13 protein-coding genes are annotated in these 21,616 nt (G+C 70.6%); 3 read left to right on the forward strand and 10 right to left on the reverse strand.

The window, feature by feature from the left end:
* A complete protein-coding gene (gene cimA, locus ACH442_RS08815; protein WP_396337346.1) occupies positions 1–1,575 on the reverse strand; it encodes a citramalate synthase in 1,575 nt (524 codons plus the stop codon).
* Between the two features lie 378 nt (positions 1,576–1,953).
* Between cimA and ACH442_RS08820 the strand changes: the two genes are divergently transcribed.
* Complete coding sequence (locus ACH442_RS08820) at positions 1,954–2,697, forward strand: tyrosine-protein phosphatase (RefSeq protein WP_396337347.1); 744 nt, start codon at positions 1,954–1,956, stop codon at positions 2,695–2,697.
* Between the two features lie 165 nt (positions 2,698–2,862).
* Here the strand turns inward: ACH442_RS08820 and ACH442_RS08825 are convergent, their stop codons facing one another.
* Together ACH442_RS08825 and ACH442_RS08830 are read right to left on the reverse strand one after the other, a co-directional pair.
* A complete protein-coding gene (locus tag ACH442_RS08825; protein WP_396337348.1) occupies positions 2,863–3,960 on the reverse strand; it encodes a branched-chain amino acid aminotransferase in 1,098 nt (365 codons plus the stop codon).
* Positions 3,961–4,139: 179 nt separating this feature from the next.
* Complete coding sequence (locus ACH442_RS08830; protein ID WP_396337604.1) at positions 4,140–5,165, reverse strand: 3-isopropylmalate dehydrogenase; 1,026 nt, start codon at positions 5,163–5,165, stop codon at positions 4,140–4,142.
* A 430-nt stretch (positions 5,166–5,595) separates the two neighbouring features.
* Between ACH442_RS08830 and ACH442_RS08835 the strand changes: the two genes are divergently transcribed.
* Positions 5,596–5,958, forward strand: coding sequence for a hypothetical protein (locus ACH442_RS08835; RefSeq protein WP_396337605.1), 363 nt, complete (start codon positions 5,596–5,598; stop codon positions 5,956–5,958).
* Positions 5,959–6,041: 83 nt separating this feature from the next.
* Here the strand turns inward: ACH442_RS08835 and serA are convergent, their stop codons facing one another.
* The 5 genes from serA to ACH442_RS08860 all read right to left on the reverse strand — a co-directional run bounded on the left by serA (position 6,042) and on the right by ACH442_RS08860 (position 13,911).
* Complete coding sequence (serA, locus tag ACH442_RS08840; RefSeq protein ID WP_396337349.1) at positions 6,042–7,616, reverse strand: phosphoglycerate dehydrogenase; 1,575 nt, start codon at positions 7,614–7,616, stop codon at positions 6,042–6,044.
* Between the two features lie 255 nt (positions 7,617–7,871).
* Positions 7,872–8,885, reverse strand: a complete 1,014-nt coding sequence (gene ilvC, locus ACH442_RS08845) for a ketol-acid reductoisomerase (protein WP_396337350.1) — start codon at positions 8,883–8,885, stop codon at positions 7,872–7,874.
* Between the two features lie 66 nt (positions 8,886–8,951).
* A complete protein-coding gene (gene ilvN, locus ACH442_RS08850; protein ID WP_122980997.1) occupies positions 8,952–9,470 on the reverse strand; it encodes an acetolactate synthase small subunit in 519 nt (172 codons plus the stop codon).
* An 88-nt stretch (positions 9,471–9,558) separates the two neighbouring features.
* The gene (locus ACH442_RS08855) at positions 9,559–11,388 is read right to left on the reverse strand and encodes an acetolactate synthase large subunit (RefSeq protein ID WP_396337351.1); all 1,830 of its coding nucleotides are present in this window, start codon (positions 11,386–11,388) and stop codon (positions 9,559–9,561) included.
* A gap of 141 nt (positions 11,389–11,529) precedes the next feature.
* On the reverse strand, positions 11,530–13,911 hold the full coding sequence (locus ACH442_RS08860) for a putative bifunctional diguanylate cyclase/phosphodiesterase (protein ID WP_396337352.1): 2,382 nt from the start codon (positions 13,909–13,911) through the stop codon (positions 11,530–11,532).
* Between the two features lie 89 nt (positions 13,912–14,000).
* Between ACH442_RS08860 and ilvD the strand changes: the two genes are divergently transcribed.
* Positions 14,001–15,848 carry a dihydroxy-acid dehydratase gene (ilvD, locus tag ACH442_RS08865; protein WP_396337353.1) on the forward strand — a complete coding sequence of 616 codons (1,848 nt, stop codon included), beginning with the start codon at positions 14,001–14,003 and terminating at the stop codon, positions 15,846–15,848.
* 312 nt (positions 15,849–16,160) lie between these two features.
* On the opposite strand, the gene ACH442_RS08870 is transcribed toward ilvD, so the two are convergent.
* On the reverse strand, positions 16,161–16,772 hold the full coding sequence (locus tag ACH442_RS08870; RefSeq protein ID WP_396337354.1) for a hypothetical protein: 612 nt from the start codon (positions 16,770–16,772) through the stop codon (positions 16,161–16,163).
* 296 nt (positions 16,773–17,068) lie between these two features.
* The gene (locus tag ACH442_RS08875; protein WP_396337355.1) at positions 17,069–21,589 is read right to left on the reverse strand and encodes a peroxidase family protein; all 4,521 of its coding nucleotides are present in this window, start codon (positions 21,587–21,589) and stop codon (positions 17,069–17,071) included.
* Positions 21,590–21,616: the final 27 nt, after the last annotated feature.

Below are 21,616 nucleotides of genomic sequence, written 5' to 3' on the forward strand. Positions count from 1 at the left end.
TCAGCTCTTGGCCAGGCCGTAGGTGAGGGCGTCGACCAGGGCGGTCCAGCTCGCCTCGACGATGTTCTCGTGCACGCCGACCGTGGTCCAATCGCGCTGGTGGTCGCCCGTGTCCAGCAGGACGCGGGTGATCGCGTTGGTGCCGTGGGTGCCTTCCAGGATCCGTACCTTGAAATCGGTCAGTTCGAACGACTTCAGGGCGGGGAAGTGGTTGGAGAGCGCGGTGCGCAACGCCTCGTCGAGCGCGTTGACCGGGCCGTTGCCCTCGGCGGTCGCGATCACACGCTCGCCCTTGACGCGCACCTTCACCGTCGCCTCGGAGATCACCTTGCCGTCCTCGCGGTGCTCGACCAGCACCCGGTAGGACTCCAGGGTGAACGGCGCGGAGACGTCGTCGCCCGGCAGCTCCCCGCGGACCAGCAGCTCGAACGAGGCGTCGGCGGCCTCGAACGACCAGCCGACGGCCTCCAGGTCCTTCACCTTCTGAGTGACCGTGGACAGGGTTTCCGGATGGCCGGCCAGGTCGATGCCGAGCTCGCGGGCCTTGAGCTCGATGCTGGCCCGGCCGGCCATCTCGGTCACCAGGATCCGCATGTCGTTGCCGACAACCGACGGGTCGACGTGGTTGTAGAGCAGCGGATCCACCTTGATCGCACTCGCGTGCAGGCCCGCCTTGTGAGCGAACGCGGCGGCCCCGACATAGGCCTGGTGGGTGTCGGGGGCGATGTTGGCGATCTCGGCGAGCGCGGTGGAGACCCGCGTCGCCTTCTCCAGGCATCCGTCCGGTAGGACCTTCAGCCCGAGCTTGAGTTGCAGGTTGCTGACCACGGCGAACAGGTCAGCGTTGCCGGGGCGTTCGCCGTAGCCGTTCGCGGTGCACTGGAAGTGCTTCACCCCGGCCTCGACCGCGGCGATCGTGTTCGCCACCGCGCAGGCGGTGTCGTTCTGGCAGTGGATGCCGAGCCGGTCGGCGCTCACCCCGGTGCGCTCGACCACCTCGGTGACCGCTTTCGTGATCATCGAGGGGAGCATGCCGCCGTTGGTGTCGCACATGACCACGCGCTCGGCGCCGGCGTCGATCGCGGTCTTCACCACCGACGCGGTGTACTCCGGGTCGAAGCGGAAGCCGTCGAAGAAGTGCTCACAGTCCACGAACGCGCGGCGGCCGTTCGCGACCAGGTGCTGGACGGTGTCCCGGACCATCGCCAGGTTCTCCTCCGGCGTGGTGCGCAGCGCCCGCTCCACGTGCCGGACATCCGACTTGGCCACCACGCAGACCACCGGGGTCTCGGCGTCCAGCAGCGCCTTGACCTGCGCGTCCGCGGCCACGTCGACACCGGCCTTGCGGGTCGCGCCGAACGCCACCAGCACCGCGTTCTTCAACTCCAGCTCGGTCTTCGCCCGTTCGAAGAACTCGGTGTCCTTCGGCATGGCGCCCGGCCAGCCGCCCTCGATGAAACCCACGCCGAACTCGTCCAGCAGCCGCGCGACGGCGAGTTTGTCGGCGACCGTGTAGCTGATTCCCTCGCGCTGCCCGCCGTCGCGCAGCGTCGTGTCGAACACCTGGTAGTCCATCGGGGAGGTCCTTTCAGTCGGCACCCATACACCCACAACAAAAAGACCCCCCGCGGATGCGGGAGGTCTGCGCGTCGGCGAAGTCGTCAGCCGGCGCGCTAGGTGCGAATAATCAGCACGAGGTGGGTCACGCCATGCAGCATGTCACGCGGTGCGACGGATGGGACTACAAATCCACAAGTTGGGACGGCCGCGCCGCCCGGACGTCAGCACCGACGTGGTCGCCCCGCGCGGCGTCGTCTGGTCGCCCGACGCCGACCCGCCCGTACGTGGTCACGCGACCGCCCGCCGGCGGGCCGCCCACTCTGCACGTGATCGGCCTCTGAGACGGCTGCCCTCCGGGGTCAGGCCATCGACCCCGGAGGATAGGTTGGGCACGTGGTTGCTGAACAGTACTCGCGAAATCTCGGCTTCTCCGCGACCTACAACTTCCGCGATGTCGGTGGTTACACCGGCCTCGACGGCCGGACGGTGCGATGGCGGCGGCTCTTCCGGGCCGACTCGCTGCACCGGATCGGCGACGAGGACACTGCGGCCTTCACCGCCCTCGGCATCCGCACGGTCATCGACCTGCGCCGCCCGTTCGAGGTGGAGAAGTTCGGCCGCGTCCACCAGAGGTATGGGCTCGACTACCGCAACCTGGTCATCAAGCACATCGACTGGGACGAGGTCGGGCACCCCGAAGGCACGGTCCACGAGCGCTGGCTCGCCGACCGGTACCTGAACTTCGCCGAGGACGGCCGCGAGGGCATCCTCGAATCGCTGCGCCTGATCGCCGACCCGGCCGCCGCGCCGGTCGTCGTGCACTGCATGGCCGGCAAGGACCGGACCGGCACGATCTGCGCCCTCACCCTGTCCCTGCTCGGCGTCTCGGACACGGACATCGCCGAGGACTACGCGCTCACCACCGACGCGATGGCGCCCCTGACCGAATACCTTTTGAGAACCGACCCCGATGCCGTACGGGGTAATGAGCACATGTTCGACTCCCCGGCCGCCGCGATGCAGCTGTTCCTCGACGACCTTCGTGCCCTGCACGGCTCCGTCGAGGGTTACGTACGCGACCTCGGCCTCACCGGCACCGAGATCACCTCCATGCGCCGCCACCTGCTTCAGGACTGATCATCCGGCCGCCTGCGCTCCGGATCCGGAGCGCAGGCGACCGCGATCTCCCAGCTGTCGAGGTCGTCCTGGAAAGCCAGGTCGTCCGCGAAGTCCAGGTCGTCGAGCTCGTCAGCCGCGGCGGGCGGCTGACTCAGCCGGGCCCATCGTTCCCGCTCAGACGGGTCAGGCGACGCGGTGGACCCAGCCGAACGTGTCCTCGGCGCGGCCGCGCTGGATGTCGACGAGTTCCTTGCGCAGGCCCATCGTGACCTCGCCCGGGCCGCCGTCGGCGACGGTGAAGTCGCCGTCCAGGCTCCGGATCGTGCCGATCGGGGTGACCACCGCGGCGGTGCCGCAGGCGAAGGCCTCGCGGACCCGGCCGGAGGCGGCGCCGTCGCGCCACTCCTGCAGGCTGATGGCGCGTTCCTCGACGCGGCGGCCGGCCCGCTCGGCCAGTTTGATCACCGAGTCGCGGGTGATGCCGGGCAGGATCGTGCCGGTCAGCGGCGGGGTGACCAGGGTGCCGTCGTCGAGGACGAGGAACACGTTCATGCCGCCGAGCTCGTCGATGTACTTGCGCTCCACCGCGTCCAGGTAGACGACCTGGTCGCAGCCGTGCTCGATGGCCTCGGCCTGGGCGGAGAGGCCGGCCGCGTAGTTGCCGCCGCACTTGGCCGCGCCGGTGCCACCGGGGGCCGCGCGGGTGTAGTCCGGGGTGACCCAGACCGAGACCGGCTTGACACCACCGGAGAAGTACGGCCCGACCGGGGACGCGATGACCAGGTAGAGGTATTCCAGGGAGGGGCGCACGCCGAGGAAGACCTCGCTGGCGTAGGCGAACGGCCGCAGGTAGAGGCTGCCGTCCTCCCCCTCGGGGATCCACTTCCGGTCGATCGCGATGATCTCGTGCAGCGACTTGAGGAAGATCTCCTCGGGGAGTGCCGGCATCGCCATCCGCTGAGCGGACTGGGCGAAACGGGCGGCGTTCGCCTCGGGGCGGAACATCGCGACGCCGCCGTCGGGCAGCGTGTACGCCTTCAGGCCCTCGAAGATCTCCTGCGCGTAGTGCAGCACGGCACTGGCCGGATCCATCGGGATCGGCGCGCGCGCCTCGACGCGGGGCTCATACCACCCCTTGCCGTCGGCGTAGCGCACGGTGACCATGTGGTCCGTGAAGATCCGGCCGAATCCGGGGTTGGCCAGCAGCGCGGCACGCTCGGCGTCCGTTACGGGCGCCGGGTTCGGACGGATCTCGAAGTCGAGGCTGTCACCACCGCTCATGGCAAAGGGACCTGCTTTCTGGCAGAAAATAAGCATGCGAGGGGCACCCGTGGTGCGCCCATGAATCTACCTCGAACGCTCGTTAAAACAACGACCGCCGAGGCTTCGTGAACCGAACCGATGTGCCGGTCAGACGGCTACCGACCGGTAGCCGATCATGGCAGTGGCGTGGCCGTCGGTCAGACGGCGGCGGCGACGCGGTCGCCGACCTCGGCGGTACGCAGCGGCGCGCCCGGCGTGCGGGACGCGACCTCGGCCGCGACCGCCTCGGTTACTCGCCCGGCCTCGGCGTGCTTGCCCAGGTGCTCCAGCAGCAGCGCCGCGGAGAGGATGGCCGCGGCGGGGTCGGCGATGCCCTGGCCGGCGATGTCCGGCGCGGAACCGTGGACCGGCTCGAAGGTCGACGGGAACCTGCGCTCCGGGTTGACCGAGCCGCTGGCGGCCATGCCGATGCCACCGGTGACGGCGGCGGCGATGTCGGTGAGGATGTCGCCGAACAGGTTGTCGGTGACGACCACGTCGAAGCGCTGCGGGTTGCTGACCATGAACATGCTGGCCGCATCGATGTGCTGGTATTCCGTGGTCACGTCGGGGAACTCGGCGGCGACCGCGTTGAAGGTGCGCGACCACAGGTTGCCGGCGTGGGTGAGCACGTTCGTCTTGTGGACCAGGGTCACGTGGCGGCGGTCGCGGCGCTGGGCGCGGTCGAACGCGTCCCGGATGACCCGCTCGACGCCGTGCCGGGTGTTCAGGCTCTCCTCGGTGGCGATCTCGGCCGGGGTGTCCTTGTGCAGGACGCCACCGGCACCGACGTAGAGACCCTCGGTGCCCTCGCGGACCACGACCATGTCGATCTCGCCGGGCTTGACGCCGGCGAGCGGGCTGGTGGTGCCGGGCCACAGCTTCGACGGGCGCAGGTTCACATACTGATCGAAGTCGAAGCGGAGCTTCAGCAGCAGGCCGCGCTCGAGAACGCCCGGCGGCACGCTCGGGTCACCGATCGCGCCCAGCAGGATCGCGTCGTGGCCGGCCAGCTCGGTCTGGACCGAGGCCGGGAGGACCTCGCCGGTGCGGTTGTAGAGGCGGGCGCCCAGGTCGTACTCGTTGTAGTCGACACCGGGGAGAACCGCGTCGATCACCTTGCGCGCCTGCGCGGTCACCTCGGTTCCGATGCCGTCGCCGGCCACCACCGCGATCCGCGCCACGCTCACGATTCGACTCCCCTGCCCTGTCCGGATGAACAACACACACCGTAACGCGGCTTCCCGAAGCCCGGAACGCCGGTCTCAAAGTTTGAACCTTGTTACTTCTCGGCCGGCGATTCCTCCGGCCGGCCGGGCCGATGCGCGGAACATCTCCACAAACGAACAGCCCCCGGATCGCGGCAAACGATCACGGGGGCTGCTGCGACGAGTACGCGTGGCTCGGTCCCGCCGAATTCTTACCGCGCGACCCCCGGCGAACTCCGTCACCCGAAGACGAGTCCACCCAAGAACGTGCGGCTGGGACCAACGCTAGCGATGCGGACTAAAGACGCGCAAGACGCATCCCCGCGTGTCGGCCCACGGGTTCGGTGAACTGACGCCTCGGTGATGGCACCATGCGCCGGTGAGTTTCGACCTAGTGGTGTGGGCGATGGACCCCGCGACGGCCCCGGACGAGGTGCGCGCCGCCAATGCCCGGTGTGCCGAGGGCGTACACCCGCAACGTCCGGCCGACCCGCGCGTCGTCGCCTTCTACGATGCCCTGACCAGTAGTTATCCCGATCGCGGGCCGCGCGCGACGGCGCCCGGGTCGCCCTGGGCCAGCTCGCCGCTGCACGCCGCGGCCGACCACATCCAGATGCGCCTGGACGAGAACTGCCCGGACGCGGTGCTGGAGACGATCGAGCGACTGGCGGCCGAGCTGAAACTGGACCTCTTGGATCTTCAGGACGGCACGGTCTACCCAGCTGTGTCTACCGGCGTCGCCGCCGGCTCGCAGGCCTCGCGCCCCTGACAGCCGACGTCGAGAGGCCCGAGAACGACCACGGCTTCGCCTAGCCGTTCTCGGGCCTCGCGACGTCGGCGGGCGCGACGCGGTCAGTCGGCGCGCAGGTCGACGACGGCCGAATTCGACGAGCCGATCTCGTCGGCGACGCGGGCCAGCAGGTCGGGGTCGATCGACGAGTCGACGGTCAGCGTCATCAGCGCCTCCCCGCCGGCCACCCGCCGGGCCACCTGCATCGCCGCGATGTTCACGCCGGCGCGGCCCAGCGTCGTGCCGATCCGCCCGACCACCCCGGGCCGGTCCCGGTAGCGGAAGAACAGCAGCACCCCTTCGGCCGGCAGGTCCAGCTCGAACCCGTCGACCTCGACGAGTTTCCCGCCGGCCCCGGCCACCGAGATCGTGCGCCCGTCGGCGAGCGCGCCGCGGACCGCGATCAGGCTCTCGTGCTCGCCGGCGTCCTCCGACGTCGCCAGCTCCACCGCGACACCCCGGCCGGCGGCCAGTTGCGGCGCGTTCACGTAGGTGACCCGCTCCTCCACGACCGAGGTGAACAGCCCCTTCGTCGTGGCCAGGCCGAGCACGCCGACGTCGTGGGTGGCGACCTCACCGCGGACCTCGACGGTGATGCGGGCGGCGACCCCACCGGCGACCGCGGTGAACACACGCCCGAGCTTCTCCGCCAACGGCAGCAGCGGCCGTACGTCCTCGTCCACCGCCCCGCCGGCCCGCACGTTGACCGCCTCGGGCACGAACTCGCCGCGCAACGCCTGCCGCACACTGCGCGCCACGGCCAGCCCGGCCTTGTCCTGCGCCTCGACCGTCGACGCGCCCAAATGCGGGGTCACCGTCACGGTGTCGAAGGCGAACAGCGGCGAGTCGGTCAGCGGTTCGGTCTCGAAGACGTCCAGCCCGGCCCCGGCGACCCGGCCGTCGGCGATCGCGGCGGCCAGCGCACGCTCGTCGACGAGGCCACCACGGGCGGCGTTGACGATGCGGACGCCCGGTTTGACGACGGCCAGTTCCTTCTCGCCGATCAGGCCGAGCGTCTCCGGGGTACGCGGCAGGTGCACCGAGATGAAGTCGCTCTCCCGGATCAGCTCGTCCAGGGTGACCAACCGGACGCCGAGTTGGGCGGCGCGGGCCGGCTGCACGTACGGGTCGTACGCGATCAGGTTCGTCCCGAAGGCGGCCATCCGCTGGGCGACGAGCACGCCGATACGACCCAGACCGACCACGCCGACGGTCTTGCCGTGCACTTCGACACCGGTGTACGCCGAGCGTCTCCACCGGCCGGCCTTGAGCGCGGCGCTGGCGCCGGCGGTGTGCCGCGCGGTGGCCAGCAGCAGCGCCACCGCCTGTTCCGCGGCCGAGATGATGTTGCTGGTGGGCGCGTTCACCACCAGCACCCCGCGCGCGGTCGCCGCGGGGATGTCGACGTTGTCGAGCCCGACCCCGGCCCGCGCCACGACGCGCAGGTGAGGGGCGGAGCTCAGGGCCTCGGCGTCGATCCGGGTGGCACTCCGGACGATCACCGCCTCGGCCTCGGTCAGGGCGTTCAGCAGCGCGGGCCGGTCGGTGCCGTCCACCGTGCGGACCTCGAAGTCCGTGGTGAGCACATCGATCGCGGCGGGCGCCAATTCCTCGGTTACCAGGACGACGCAAGTCATGGACTCTCCATCCGGGTTCGTCGGCATTGACGGACTCAAATGGTACGGACGTTGTCGCGCGCGAGTTCAGTTCACTCACGACGGGGTCCGGGCCGCGTCCGGTCTTGATCTCCGGAACCACCCACGGACAGTGAACGGGCCGGGCGGGAGCATGCGGCCTGGACCACGCCGGGCCGGCGTGGATGAATTCCCTGATCTTGAATGCGGGCATGAAAAAGCGCCCGGCCGGAATCGACCGGGCGCTTTTCCACCGAACTATGCGGTTTCGGTGATCGGGCGGTCGACCCAGCTCATCATGCCGCGCAGCTTCTTGCCGGTGACCTCGATCGGGTGCTCGGCGCCCTGCTCACGGAACTTCTTGAGCTCGGCGCCGCCGTTCTCGTCGTCGGCGATCAGGCGGCGGGTGAACTCGCCGGACTGGATGTCGGCGAGGATCCGCTTCATCTCCTGCTTGGTCTCCGCGTTGATGACGCGAGGGCCGGAGACGTAGTCGCCGAACTCGGCGGTGTCCGAGACGCTGTAGCGCATCCGGGAAATGCCGCCCTCATACATCAGGTCGACGATCAGCTTCAGCTCGTGAAGGCACTCGAAGTACGCGATCTCCGGGGCGTAACCGGCCTCGGTGAGCACCTCGAAACCGGTCTGGACCAGCGCCGAGGTACCGCCGCAGAGAACGGCCTGCTCGCCGAAGAGATCGGTCTCGGTCTCCTCCTTGAACGTCGTCTTGATGACGCCGGCGCGGGTGCCGCCGATCGCCTTCGCGTACGACAGGGCGAGCGCCTGACCGTTGCCGTCCGGGTCCTGCTCGACCGCGATCAGGGCGGGCACGCCCTTGCCGTCCACGTACTGCCGGCGGACCAGGTGGCCGGGGCCCTTCGGGGCGACCATCGCCACGGTCACGTCGGCCGGGGGCTTGATCAGCTCGAAGCGGATGTTCAGGCCGTGGCCGAAGAACAGCGCCTTGCCGGCGGACAGGTGGGGGGCGATCGACTCGGCGTAGATCTTGCGCTGGGCGGTGTCCGGCGCCAGCACCATGATCACGTCGGCCCAGGCCGACGCCTCGGCCGGGGTCTTCACGGTCAGGCCCTGCTCCTCGGCCTTCGGACGGCTCTTGGAGCCCTCCTGCAGGCCGACCACGACCTCGACGCCCGAGTCACGCAGCGACAGCGAGTGGGCGTGGCCCTGGCTGCCGTAGCCGATGACGGCCACCTTCTTGCCCTGGATGATCGACAGGTCGGCGTCGTCGTCATAGAAAACTTCGGCGGTCATTACAAACCTTTCAAGGTCGGCTTCTCATCCGTTCAGGGTGGCAGCCGGGGTGGTTGGACGGGCTTTCTAGGCGGCGCGGAGCGCCGGGCCGGTGGTGATGGAACGAGAGCCACGGCCGATGGCGACCAGGCCCGACTGGACCATCTCCTTGATGCCGTACGGCTCGAGGTCGCGCAGCAGCGCATCCAGTTTGTCGGGGTTGCCGGTGGCCTCGATCGTCAGGGTGTCCGGAGCGACGTCGATCACTCGCGCCCGGAACAACTCGACGGTCTCCAGCACCTGGCCACGCTGCGCCCGGTCGGCGCGCACCTTGACCAGAAGGAGTTCACGCTGGACCGACTGCGCCGGATCCAGCTCCACGATCTTCAGGACGTTCACCAGCTTGTTGAGCTGCTTGGTGACCTGTTCGAGCGGGGACGACTCGGCGTCGACCACGATCGTGATGCGGCTGACGTCCGGGTTCTCCGTCTCGCCGACCGCCAAGGAGTCGATGTTGAAGCTGCGCCGCGAGAACAGCCCGCTGACCCGGGCGAGCACACCGGGCTTGTTCTCGACCAGCACGCTCAGCGTGTGCTTGGTGGTCACTGTGCCTCCTCGGTCATGCCCGCCCGGCCCTCGCCTGCGAGATCGTCGTCAGGTGCGGCTTGCGGCCGCTCGGTGCAGTTGGTCATGACTAAAGGTCGTCCTCTTCGAAGGCGGGGCGCACGTCCCGGGCGAACATGATCTCGTCGTTGCTGGTGCCGGCCGCGACCATCGGCCACACCATGGCGTCCTTGCCGACCGTGAAGTCGATGACCACCGGCGCGTCGTTGATCTCCATGGCCTGCTTGATGACCTTGTCGACGTCGTCCTTCGACTCGCAACGCAGGCCGACGCAGCCGAGCGCCTCGGCCAGCTTCACGAAGTCCGGGATCCGGTGCTTGTGCGTGCCCAGCTCGGTGTTGGAGTACCGGCCGTCGTAGAACAGGGTCTGCCACTGCCGGACCATGCCCAGGTTGCCGTTGTTGATGACGGCGATCTTGACCGGGATGCCCTCCAGCGCGCAGGTGGCCAGCTCCTGGTTGGTCATCTGGAAGCAGCCGTCGCCGTCGACCGCCCAGACCTGGACGTCCGGCCGGCCGACCTTCGCGCCCATGGCCGCCGGGACGGCGTACCCCATGGTTCCGGCGCCGCCGGAGTTGAGCCAGGTGCCCGGCTTCTCGTACTTGATGAACTGCGAGGCCCACATCTGGTGCTGACCGACACCGGCGCAGTAGATCGCGTCCGGGCCGACCAGCTCACCGATCCGCTCGATCACGTACTGCGGGGCGAGGGTGCCGTCGGTCGGCTCCTCGTAGCCCAGCGGGTACCGCTCGCGCAGGTCGTTCAGCGTGTTCCACCAGGGTGCGTACTGGTCGGCGCCGGCGGCGGTCGCGGAGACCGCGGCGATCAGCTCGTCGATCACGTGCCGGGCGTCGCCGACGATCGGGACGTCCGCGTGCCGGTTCTTGCCGATCTCGGCCGGGTCGATGTCGGCGTGCACGATCTTGGCGTCCGGCGCGAACGAGTCCAGCTGGCCGGTGACCCGGTCGTCGAACCGGGCGCCGAGGGTGATCAGCAGGTCCGACTTCTGCAGCGCGTAGACCGCCGGGACGGTGCCGTGCATGCCGGGCATGCCCAGGTGCTGCGGGTGCGAGTCGGGGAACGCGCCGAGCGCCATCAGCGTGGTGACCACCGGGATGCCGGTCAGCTCGGCCAGCTTGCGCAGCCCCTCGGTGGCGCCGGCCTTCAGCACGCCGCCACCGACGTACAGCACCGGGCGCTTGGCCGCCGCGATCAGCCGGGCCGCCTCCCGGATCTGCTTGCCGTGCGGGTGCAGGGTCGGGCGGTAGCCGGGCAGGTCCAGGGTCGGCGGCCAGGCGAACGTGGTCTGCGCCTGCTGCACGTCCTTGGGGATGTCGACCAGGACCGGGCCGGGCCGGCCGGTGGCCGCCAGGTGGAACGCCTCGGCCATGATCCGGGGCAGTTCCTCCGGCGTCTGGACCAGGAAGTTGTGCTTGGTGATGGGCAGCGTGATGCCCTGGATGTCCGCCTCCTGGAAGGCGTCCGTCCCGATCGCCGCCCGCGACACCTGACCGGTGATCGCGACGATCGGCACCGAGTCCATGTACGCGTCGGCGATCGCGGTGACCAGGTTCGTCGCGCCCGGGCCACTGGTCGCCATGCAGACCCCGACCTTGCCGGTGGCCTGCGCGTACCCGGTGGCGGCGTGCCCCGCGCCCTGCTCGTGCCGGACCAGGATGTGCCGGACCTTCGAGTCGAACAGCGGGTCGTACGCCGGGAGGATGGTCCCCCCGGGAATGCCGAACACGACCTCAACGCCGAGCGCCTCGAGCGACCGGACGAGCGCGCCGGCGCCCGTGGTGGCTACCGGAGTCGTGACGGCCGGTGCGGTGTTCACGGCCGCCGCGACGGTGGCCGGAGTGGCTCGATGGGCAAGTGATTCAGGCGTGGGTCTCGTCATGGCAGTTCAGACCTTTTCGGTGAGGCGTCCGGCACTCGAGCAACAAAAAAGGCCCACGTGCGAATGCACGGGACCTAGCGCACCCTCCTCGGTGAGGAGCGGTGCGCTCAGATAAGTACTCGGGACGCGAAGCACATGCGGCTAACCTTGCCCCATCTCACGGCCTGAGTCAACTGATCCCACATTTTGATCAACGGCCGGCGCCAGGAATTCCGGATCGGTCGGCAACAACGCTCTGAGCTGCCGCATTCCGGGACCGAGGCGTACCACCTGGCTGCGCGCCGGCGCGTTCGCCGGCGGTCCCGAACGCACCGCGGGAAGCGGTCGCGGGCCGACCGGGCGCAGCGATTCCAGGCGCGACTCGAAGTGCTCGGCCGGCACTCCCCACCCGAACAACGAGCCCTGGCCGAGCCGGCAACCGGCCTCCTCGACCACCTCGCGCTGGGCCGGCGTGCCGATCCCCTCGGCCAGCACCTCCAGCCCGAGCCGGTGCCCGAGCCGGACCACCACGTCGACCAGCGGCGCGGCGGTGCCGGTCCGCGACTCCGGCTCGGCCACCAGCGCGTGATCGATCTTGAGAATGTCCACCGGAAGAGTGCGCAGCTGGGTGAGCGACGAATAGCCGGCGCCGAAATCGTCCAGCGCGATCCGCACCCCGGTCTCGCGCAGCTCGGCCAGCCGCCGGACCAGCTCCTCCATGTCGGTGGCGACCGCGTGCTCGGTCACCTCCAGCACCAGCCGCTGCGGCGGGACACCCAGCTCGGCCAGGATGTCGGCGACCTGCGCGGCGTAGTCGGCGTTGTGCAGCTCCTTCGGCGACAGGTTCACCGACATCCAGATGTCGTGACCGTCGGCCAGCCAGTCGGCGAGCTGGCGGCACGCGTTCTCCAGCACCCAGGCGCCGATGCGGTTGATCAGCCCGGACTCCTCGGCGACCGGGATGAACTCGTCCGGCCGGACCGCCCCCAGCTCCGGGTGGGTCCAGCGGAGCAGCGCCTCGGCGCCCACCGGCCGCATCGACGGGAGCGCCACCACCGGCTGGAACACCAGGCGCAGCTGGTCCCGGTCGATCGCGTGCCGCAGCTCGCCGGTCAGCGTGCCACGGCGGCGCAGCAGCTCGTCATACCCGGCCTGGTAGCGCTCGACCCGGTTCTTGCCGCGCTGCTTGGCGTAACGCAACGCCAGGTCGGCATCGTGCAACAGCTCACCGGTGGAGGCCACGCCGACACTGGCGGAGAGGTAGATCTGACCGCCGTCCACCTCGTAGGGCTCGCCGAGCACCGCGAGCAGCCGGTGCGCCGCGAGCACGGCCTCCTCGGCGTCACCGTGCATCAGCACCGCGAACTCGTCGCCGCCGAGCCGGGCCGCCACGTCGCCGTCCAGCAGATTCCGCGACAGGCGGGCGCCGACCTCGGCCAGCACCGCGTCACCGACGTCGTGCCCGCGCAGGTCGTTGACGGTCTTGAACCCGTCCATGTCGATGCCGATCAGCGCCTTCTGCGTCTCGCCGGCCTCCCGCAGCGCCAGCTGGAGACCGCGACGGTTGGCCAGCCCGGTGAGCGGATCGGTGTGGGCCAGGTCGCGGAAGTGCTTCTCGCGCTGGCGCAACTGGACGGTGTAGCGCCGGACGTCGTCGAGCGCGAGGTACTGCCGGGCGACCAGGGCGAGGCCCTCCACGCTGATCCCGAAATACCCGTACACGTCCAGGGTGCCGCCGCGCGACAGGTGATATCCCAGCGCGGCGACCACCAGGAGCATCGGAACCACCGCGTACGCCCCGCCGCGCTCCAGCACGTCGCCGGTGACCCGGACCGGGCGGTCGGCGGCCCGCACCGCCCACGCCACCAGGATCAGCCCGGCGCTGAGCAGCAGCACCGACGTCAGCACCTGCTCGTCCCCGCGCCGGCAGATGCCGCTGGACACCCCGGCCGACGCGATCGCGGTCAGGCTCACCCCGAGACCGACCCGGACGGTGTGCCGCCGCGGCCGGTGCGCGTGCAACGCCAGCACACCGGTCAGGCCCAGCGCGATCACGGCCAGCACCGCGGGCAGGATCACCGCGGCGCACCGGTACGGCGTGGCCCCGCCGAGCAGATGTGTGGGCCGCGCCACCAGCACCCACCCGACGAACCAGACCGACGCGGCGATGACCAGCCCGTCGAGGACGTGCCGGAGCGCGGCGGCCGGCCCGCGGGCGGCCCCGGGCAGGGCGACCGTACCGGCCAGCAGCGTGAGTGTGCCGGACGCCATACCGATCGCCATCAGCGTCGCAAGCGTCTTGCCGCCGGACCCGCCGTCGTGGTGGGCAGTGAGCAGCGCGGTGGCCAGACCGGCCAGGGCCGCCCCGGTGACCAGCGCCCCACCGGCGGCGAGCAGCAGATGAGCCCGGCGGGCCACGCCGGTGTGCCGGCGACCCGAGCGCCCGAGCAGCGCGACCGCCGGGACCGCGGCGAGCAGGCCGGCCAGGCCCGCAAGCTCCATACCGGACGGTGAGTGCACGCACACACTCTGCCGGATCTTCATCGATAGGGAAAGGCTCCCCCGGCTGTGAGGCGTCCCGCGCTGTGGACGTCACTGGCCATCGACGTCCTGGCCGGTGGCACTATGGGGAAATGCCTGAGCTGCGCTCCCGGACCTCGACCCACGGTCGAACGATGGCCGGCGCCCGCGCCCTGTGGCGGGCCACCGGCATGACAGACGACGACTTCGGCAAGCCGATCGTCGCCATCGCCAACAGCTACACCCAGTTCGTACCGGGGCATGTGCACCTCAAGGACCTCGGCGGCCTGGTCGCCGACTCGATCGCCGCGGCCGGCGGCGTCGGGCGCGAGTTCAACACGATCGCGGTCGACGACGGCATCGCGATGGGCCACGGCGGCATGCTCTACTCGCTGCCCAGCCGCGAGCTGATCGCCGACGCGGTGGAGTACATGGTGAACGCGCACTGCGCCGACGCCCTGGTCTGCATCTCGAACTGCGACAAGATCACCCCCGGCATGCTGATCGCCGCGCTGCGGCTCAACATCCCGACGGTCTTCGTCTCCGGCGGCCCGATGGAGGCCGGCAAGACGGTCGCCATCGAGGGCATCGTCCACGAGAAGCTCGACCTGGTCGACGCGATGAGCGCCGCCGCCAACGACAACGTCACCGACGCCCAGCTCGACACCATCGAGCGCTCGGCCTGCCCGACCTGCGGCTCGTGCTCCGGCATGTTCACCGCCAACTCGATGAACTGCCTGACCGAGGCGATCGGCCTGTCACTGCCGGGCAACGGCTCGACGCTGGCCACGCACGCCTCCCGCAAGGCGCTCTTCGAGGAGGCCGGCCGGCTGATCGTCGAGATCGCCAAGGACTACTACGAGAAGAACGACGAGTCGGTCCTCCCCCGCTCGATCGCCAACCTGAGCGCGTTCGAGAACGCGGTCGCGCTGGACGTGGCGATGGGCGGCTCCACCAACACGGTGCTGCACCTGCTGGCCGCGGCCCGCGAGGCGGAACTCGACTTCAGCGTGTCGGACATCGACGCCATCTCCCGCCGGGTCCCGTGCCTGGCCAAGGTCGCGCCGAACAGCCCGAAGTACCACATGGAGGACGTGCACCGGGCCGGCGGCATCCCCGCGCTGCTCGGCGAGCTGCACCGCGGCGGCGCGCTGAAGACCGACGTGCGGGCCGTGCACTCCCCCTCCCTGTCCGAGTGGCTCGACAAGTGGGACATCCGCGGCGAGTCGCCGTCGGCGGAAGCACTGGAGCTGTTCCACGCCGCGCCCGGCGGGGTCCGCACCACCCAGGCGTTCTCCACGCAGAACCGCTGGGCCAAGCTCGACACCGACGCCGAGGGCGGCTGCATCCGGTCGGTCGAGCACGCGTACACCGTCGACGGGGGTCTGGCGATCCTCTTCGGCAACCTCGCGCCGGACGGGTGCGTCGTCAAGACCGCCGGCGTCGACGAGTCGATCTGGAAGTTCACCGGCCCGGCCCGCGTCTACGAGTCGCAGGACGACGCGGTCACCGGCATCCTCGGCAAAGAGGTCGTCGAGGGCGACGTCGTGATCATCCGCTACGAGGGTCCGAAGGGCGGGCCGGGCATGCAGGAAATGCTCTACCCGACCTCGTTCCTCAAGGGCCGTGGCCTGGGCAAGGCGTGTGCGCTGATCACCGACGGGCGGTTCTCCGGCGGCACCAGCGGGCTGTCCATCGGCCACGTCTCCCCCGAAGCGGCCGGCGGTGGCCTGATCGCCCTGGTCGAGACCGGTGACGAGATCACCATCGACATCCCCGGCCGCAGCATCACGCTCAACGTCCACGACGACGTGCTGGCCCAGCGGCGGCACGAACAGGAGCGGCGGCCGAAGCCGTACACCCCGGCCGACCGTCAGCGCCCCGTCTCCGCGGCGCTGCGCGCCTACGCGTCGATGGCCACCAGCGCGAGCGACGGCGCTTACCGCCGCGTCCCGGAGTAGATCCGATCCACCAGCGCGCCGGCCAGGGAAGTTCCTGGCCGGCGCGTTCTCCTTTTCCCGTACGGTCCGGCACTCCCGATACCACGATTCCGGCTCCCGCGCGGGGCATCCACAGCGTCACGCCGTCCACAGGGCAGCCGCGTGATCTTGGGCGGTTCCGGGACAATGGACGGTGGTGGTGGCTCCCCCCTTTGGGAGGGTGGGCTCTGGCCGGATGGGCTCTGGCCGGATGGGCTCTGGCCGGATGGGCTCTGGCCGGATGGGCTCTGGCCGGATGGGCTCTGGCCGGATGGGCTCCGGCCGCGGGCCGGTCTACGGGGACGGGACTGCCCGGCCGCCGTAGGAGATGGCCAGCGCTTCGGCGACCGTAGCGGCGTCGGCGGCGGCAACGTCGTCGGGGTAGACGGGAAGCAGGTCGTCCCAGACCGGCAGCCACGAACCCCAGAACTGTCCCTGCCCCTCGGGACGCCCGAAGAACCAGAGATGCAGGTGCGCGCCACCGTCCCCGAAACGGTAGACGTGCGCCCGGGCGACATGCGGCAACGCCTGCACGTGACCGGTGAGGTGTTTGGTGAGCACGCCCATCTCGGCGGCCAGCGCGTCGGGCAGATCCGCCAGGTCGTGGTGGTCCCGCGGGAGCAGCATCAGGACCAGCGGCACCCCGCGCTCGGCGATCCGGATCAGCCGCCAGTGGTCGTCCAGCCAGATGCCCTCGTCACGCTTCCCGCAGGCCGAGCACTCCGACGGGTCCTCGCCGTGCCGGGGCGGCTCCGGCAGGACCGGCGGTCGCAGCGGGGTGGTGCGCAGCCCCTCCTGCTCGAACGGGCTGATCTCCCACATCGTCATCCGGGACAGCGGCAGCCGCCGGTCGGCGTCGGTCGCGGCGAGCGCGTGCTCGTGGAACTCATCGGGTCGCAGTGCCATGAGCGCAGGCTAGTCGCCGTCATCGATGGGTGACGGGGGTGGTCCCGGCGAGCGACGTGCCTCGCCGGGACCACCCCGCCGGATGATCAAGCGGCCGGGCGGCCATCCGATCAGGCCTTCCTTCGGTCCGGCTGCCTCCCGGGCGGCGGCCGTGCGACCGGCCGGCTTCCGGCCCGCCCCTTTCCGACCAGCCCTTTCCGACCAGCCCTTTCCGACCGGTCACGTTCCGGTCGGCCGCGTTCCGGTCGGCCATGTTCCGGTCGGCCGGGTTCCGGTTGCGCTGACGGACGGTTGCGCTAACGGACGGTTCCGGTGGCGACACGGGCGGGACCGGCGCCTACCGCGTTGACCGCGCGCAGGGTGAAGCGGTAGCGGGTTCCGGCGGCCATACCACGGGGTGCGGTGAACGTCGCCGTGCGCGCCGACGCCGGGAAAGTGATCACCACGGGTTTGCCTGTCGGGGTTCCCTTGCTGGTCAGGCGCTCGATTGTCAGCCGGTAGCCGGTGATCGGGGCGCCTCCGTCGGCGGCGGGGGCAGTCCAGCGGAGGGCGGCCGTCCGGACTCCTTCGGCAGGGCCGGGGGTGACAGTGAGCGCCCGTGGAACTGACGGGGTCGCGCGCCGGACCACCGGCGGAGTCGTCGGAGTCGAGGGCGGCGTGGTCGGAGAAGTGGGCGACGTCGAAGGAGAAGTGGGCGACGTCGAAGGAGTGGTCGGTGAGGTGGTGGGAGAGCCGGTTGGAAGGCCGGGAGTCGTCCCCGGCTTGCCGGAACCCGGGGACGGTGGGGTGGGGGACGGCGACGGGATGGTGGCGGCGGGGATCACGCGGTTGGAGATCGTGGAGAACTCGCTGGCACCGGCGGCGTTCACGGCGCGGATCCAGAACGAATACGGGCGGCCGTTGGTGAGGTCGGTCATGGTGAGCTCGGTGGCGTCCGGGCCGGTTGCGTCGACTCCGACGACGATGCCGGTTTCGTCGTCGAGCACCTGCACTTCGTAGCCATAAATCGGGCTTCCGCCGTCATTGCCGGGAGCTGTCCATCGAACGATCGCGCTCGCATCGCCGGCCGTGGCGTGGCCGATCACCGGCGCTTCCGGAGCCACCGGAACGGCCGGGCGGGTCGGCACAGTGCCCGTAGGGGCGGTCCCAGGAGCCGCAGTCGTGGGAATGGCGGTCGTAGGAGCCGCAGTCGCAGGAGCCGCAGTCGTAGGAGCCGCAGTCGTGGGAGGGGTGGTCGTGGGAGTGGTGGTCGTGGGAGGGGCGGTGGGTGTGGTCGGCGGGGTGGAGATGTCGACGGTCCGGTCGTCGAACTTCAGGAGTTCGACATTCCGGACCGTGTCCACGCCGTCCGGCCCGCTGACCAGCACTCCCCCGCTGATCTGCGCGATCGTGTACGCCGACCGCGTCCCCGAGAACACCGCCGTGTCGACGTCCCGTGACGACGAGACCGCTATCGCCCGTACCGGATGAAGGTCTTTGATCTTGCCGGCGAGAACGTCGGTCTCGATCTCGGCGGAGGACACGGACCGGATCTCGTCGCCGGCGGCCGAGCGGGCGCCGAGGCGGACGGTCAGGTAGCGGTCGCCGTCGATGACGTCGTCGCCGCCGCGACCCTGGAGCGTGTCGTCGCCCGGCCCGCCGAGCAGCACGTTGCCCGCGCCCCACACGTTCCCGTGCAGGTCACAGTCGCGCCCGGTGTTGTTGGCGACCGCGGTGACCGGTGTCGCCAGCGACGTCACCACCTGGTCGAGTCCAGCGATCCGGGCGATCCCGGCGGCGTCCAGGGCGTCGCAGCCCATCCGTCCGCCGGTGGCCGGGTCGAGGTCGTCGCCGCGCAGCGTGTCGTCGTGCGGGCCGCCGGAGAGTGCCTCGACCTCGCGGTAGCGGTCCATGGTCTCGCCCGCCGTCCCGGTCACCGGGAGCCGGGCCAGGTCGGCGTCCATCGGCTGGTCGTCACCGCCCTGACCGTTCTCGGACGCGATCGACCAGTCGTAGCCGGATCCGCCGTCGTAGCGGTCGACGCCCGGTCCCTGGACGCCGATGTCGTCGCCGCCCTCCAGGTCGTAGTCGTCGTCGCCGCCCTGCCCGATCAGCACGTCGGGCCCGGGCCGGTTCGCGTCGTCGAGGACGTACGGGTTGCCGCTGTCGCCCTGCAGGACGTCCGGCCCGTCGCCGCCTTCCTCCCAGTCGTCGCCGGCGTCGCCGAGAACCGTGTCGGCGCCGTCCCCGGCGCTCACCACGTCGTCGCCCTCGCCGCCGAACACGTCGTCGGCGCCGGTCCCGGCTTCGACGAAGTCCTGGTCGTCGCCGCCGAGGGCCACGTCGGCGCCCGGTCCGGCGTCGATCGCGTCGTTGCCGGGGCCGCCGCGGAGCATGTCGGCGCCGCCGGAATCGGTCAGGATGTCGTCGCCTTCGCCGCCGGTCACCGCGTCGTCGCCGGTGCCGCCTTCGAGGATGTCGTCGCCTTCGGCGCCCCACACGCTGTCGTCGTCGCGGCCGGCGCTGATCCGGTCCCGGTCCTCGCCGCCGATCCAGACGGCCTGCGCGGTGGCCTGCCCGCGCTGCTTGATCGTGCCGTCGGGCTGGCGCAGCAGCATCGCCGACTCGTCGCAGGCCGAGGCCGGGTCGTCGAGGACGCGGGTGCCGGAGTACGTGATCCGGGTCAGGTCGTAGGCGCAGTCGGTGGTGGCGAAGACGTCGGCCGGCAGGCCCTGGGCGCTGGTGTTGCGCTCGATCAGTTCGGCGAAGCTGTTGCCTTCGAGCTGGCTGCGCAGGTTCATTCCGGGGGTGCGGTTCAAATAGTAGAGGCGGTCGCCGTTCTGCAGCGCGGTCAGCTGCCGGGTGAACACGAGGTCGAAGGTGCTGCCGAGCAGGCCACCGAACGGTTCGGCCGCCTCGGCCAGCCCGCCGATCCACAGGTCCACGTCGTCGAGCCCGGACTCGGCGGCCGGCGCGTAGAGGAAGTCCGGCGAGTCCATCAGCGCCTGCGCGGCCGCGCGCTTCGCGGTGACCGTGGTCGCGGACCGCAGGGACGGGTCCGTGCCGTACGCGGCAATGAAGTTGACCAAGGATTCCGGGTGCCTCAGGTGTTCACCGAAGTCGACCCAGTTCAGGTACGGCGTGAGCCGCACCCCGCGGCGGAACGCGTTCAGCGGCGGCACCCCTTCGGACCGCCCCCGCGCGATGTTGATCGCGGCCAGGTCGTTCGGCAGTCCGAGCAGCCGGTTGCGCAGGGTGTCGGTCACGAACTCGTCGATCTCGTTGCCGGCCTGCCCGGACATCCCGGTCACGATTTCCCCGGCGGCCTGTTCGGGGCCGAGCGTGCCGCCGTCGGTGAACGCGTCCGGGTTGAGGAACCCGTCGAGCAGCGGAAGGGAGTCGATGCTGGTCCGGGCGATCGTCTCGGTCAGCATCGAGTGCCCGAAGCGGTAGACGGCGTGCGCGAACTCCGCGTAGATCGCCGGGTTGATCTCCTGCTGGTAGGCGGCGAACGGTTCGATCGCCGGCTGGATCTTGCGGGCGAACTCCTCGAAGACGAGGTGCTGGTACTCCATCTCGTCGATGAACCGGGCGGCCTGGAAGATCCGGGTCCCGGTCCAGTCGGTGGAGTCGCCGACGATCCGCCGGATGTCGCCGACCAGCCGGTTGTGCTCGAAGTGGAAGATCTGATGAATCGCGGTCAGCCCGATGTTCTCGTTGACCCGGGCATCCCCGGCCACGTAGTGCCGGCCCAGCAGGCCAGCGTCGTAACCGGGCCGGGACGGGTCGGCGGCATGGGCGACGTCGGACAGGAACGGGGTACCGACGCGCAGCACGTCCGACGGCACGGCGACCGGCGCGGACGTGTCGCCCTCGACCAGGCCGGTGCTGGTGACGTACTGCGGAAGGCTCCTCGCCGGACCGGGGACGTAATTGCCGTACGTGTCGGCGAGGACCACCGGCACGTTCAGCGCGTCGGCGTCGGTCAGCTCCAGCCCGAGCGTGCCGCTGCTCCGGCGCTTCACGTCGGCCCAGGTCGGCAGGCCGCCCGCGGCGCCGGTGAGCAGGCGGCCGGTGTCGCGCCCGCGGTCGTCGTACTCGCGGAGAAAGACCTGGTGGGCCGGGTGCGACGTGTAGGTCTGGGAGTTGTCGGCATAGGGCGTGACGGTGTTCCCGGCCGACGCCCGGCTCAGCACCATGAACCGCAGCGACGCCGGTAGGTTCTCGCTGATCACCAGCGGATCGTCGGCCGCGAGCGGCAGGATCACCGTGCCGCCGCCCTTGACCGTCTGGTCCACGCCGTGGTCGAAGAACTGCCCGAAGAGCGTGAACCAGGAGTTGTACGGCGCGGACAGCCCCGCGTCGGGCGTGACGTTCGGAATGCCGTTCGCCGGGTCGTCGCCGCGCGCCGCCGCGACCGCGGCCGGGTTGTGCACGCTCTGGTCGGCGATCAGGTTGCTGATCAGCCGGGGTTCGGCGTCGGTCGCGTTGCGCCCGGTGTAGGCGGGCCGCGTCTGCGCCGGGACGAGCCGCGGGAACGCCTGATCGGCCGCGCCGAACGTGGCCTGACCGGCGCCGAGGTGGTTGCACGAGCCGTCGACGGTCCGCAGGCCGAACGGCTGCGCCGGCCCGATCGCGAGGGCGCCGCACGGGCCGGTCGCACTGGTGGTGTTCGCGACGTGCGCCTCGGCGATCCGGATCTGCTTGAGGATGTAGGCCAGGTCGGCCGCGGTGACGGTGAACCCCTGGCCGACCGGGGCGGCCTGCGCGCCCGGGGCGAACAGGATCGCGGCGGCCAGCACGGCGGCCACGGCGACGACGGAACGGAGCTTCGGCACGGACGCCCTCCCAGGACGATGCCCGAA

Origin of the sequence: Actinoplanes sp. NPDC020271 (assembly GCF_044388125.1) — a bacterium.
Lineage (GTDB): Bacteria > Actinomycetota > Actinomycetes > Mycobacteriales > Micromonosporaceae > Actinoplanes.

What these genes read in the sequence shown, in the direction of transcription:
- cimA (WP_396337346.1), bottom strand. Translation starts at nt 1,575, where the DNA reads ATGGACTACCAGGTGTTCGACACGACGCTGCGCGACGGCGGGCAGCGC.
- ACH442_RS08825 (WP_396337348.1), bottom strand. Translation starts at nt 3,960, where the DNA reads ATGAGCGGTGGTGACAGCCTCGACTTCGAGATCCGTCCGAACCCGGCG.
- ACH442_RS08835 (WP_396337605.1), top strand. Translation starts at nt 5,596, where the DNA reads ATGGACCCCGCGACGGCCCCGGACGAGGTGCGCGCCGCCAATGCCCGG.
- serA (WP_396337349.1), bottom strand. Translation starts at nt 7,616, where the DNA reads ATGACTTGCGTCGTCCTGGTAACCGAGGAATTGGCGCCCGCCGCGATC.
- ilvC (WP_396337350.1), bottom strand. Translation starts at nt 8,885, where the DNA reads ATGACCGCCGAAGTTTTCTATGACGACGACGCCGACCTGTCGATCATC.
- ACH442_RS08855 (WP_396337351.1), bottom strand. Translation starts at nt 11,388, where the DNA reads ATGACGAGACCCACGCCTGAATCACTTGCCCATCGAGCCACTCCGGCC.
- ACH442_RS08860 (WP_396337352.1), bottom strand. Translation starts at nt 13,911, where the DNA reads ATGAAGATCCGGCAGAGTGTGTGCGTGCACTCACCGTCCGGTATGGAG.
- ilvD (WP_396337353.1), top strand. Translation starts at nt 14,001, where the DNA reads ATGCCTGAGCTGCGCTCCCGGACCTCGACCCACGGTCGAACGATGGCC.
- ACH442_RS08870 (WP_396337354.1), bottom strand. Translation starts at nt 16,772, where the DNA reads ATGGCACTGCGACCCGATGAGTTCCACGAGCACGCGCTCGCCGCGACC.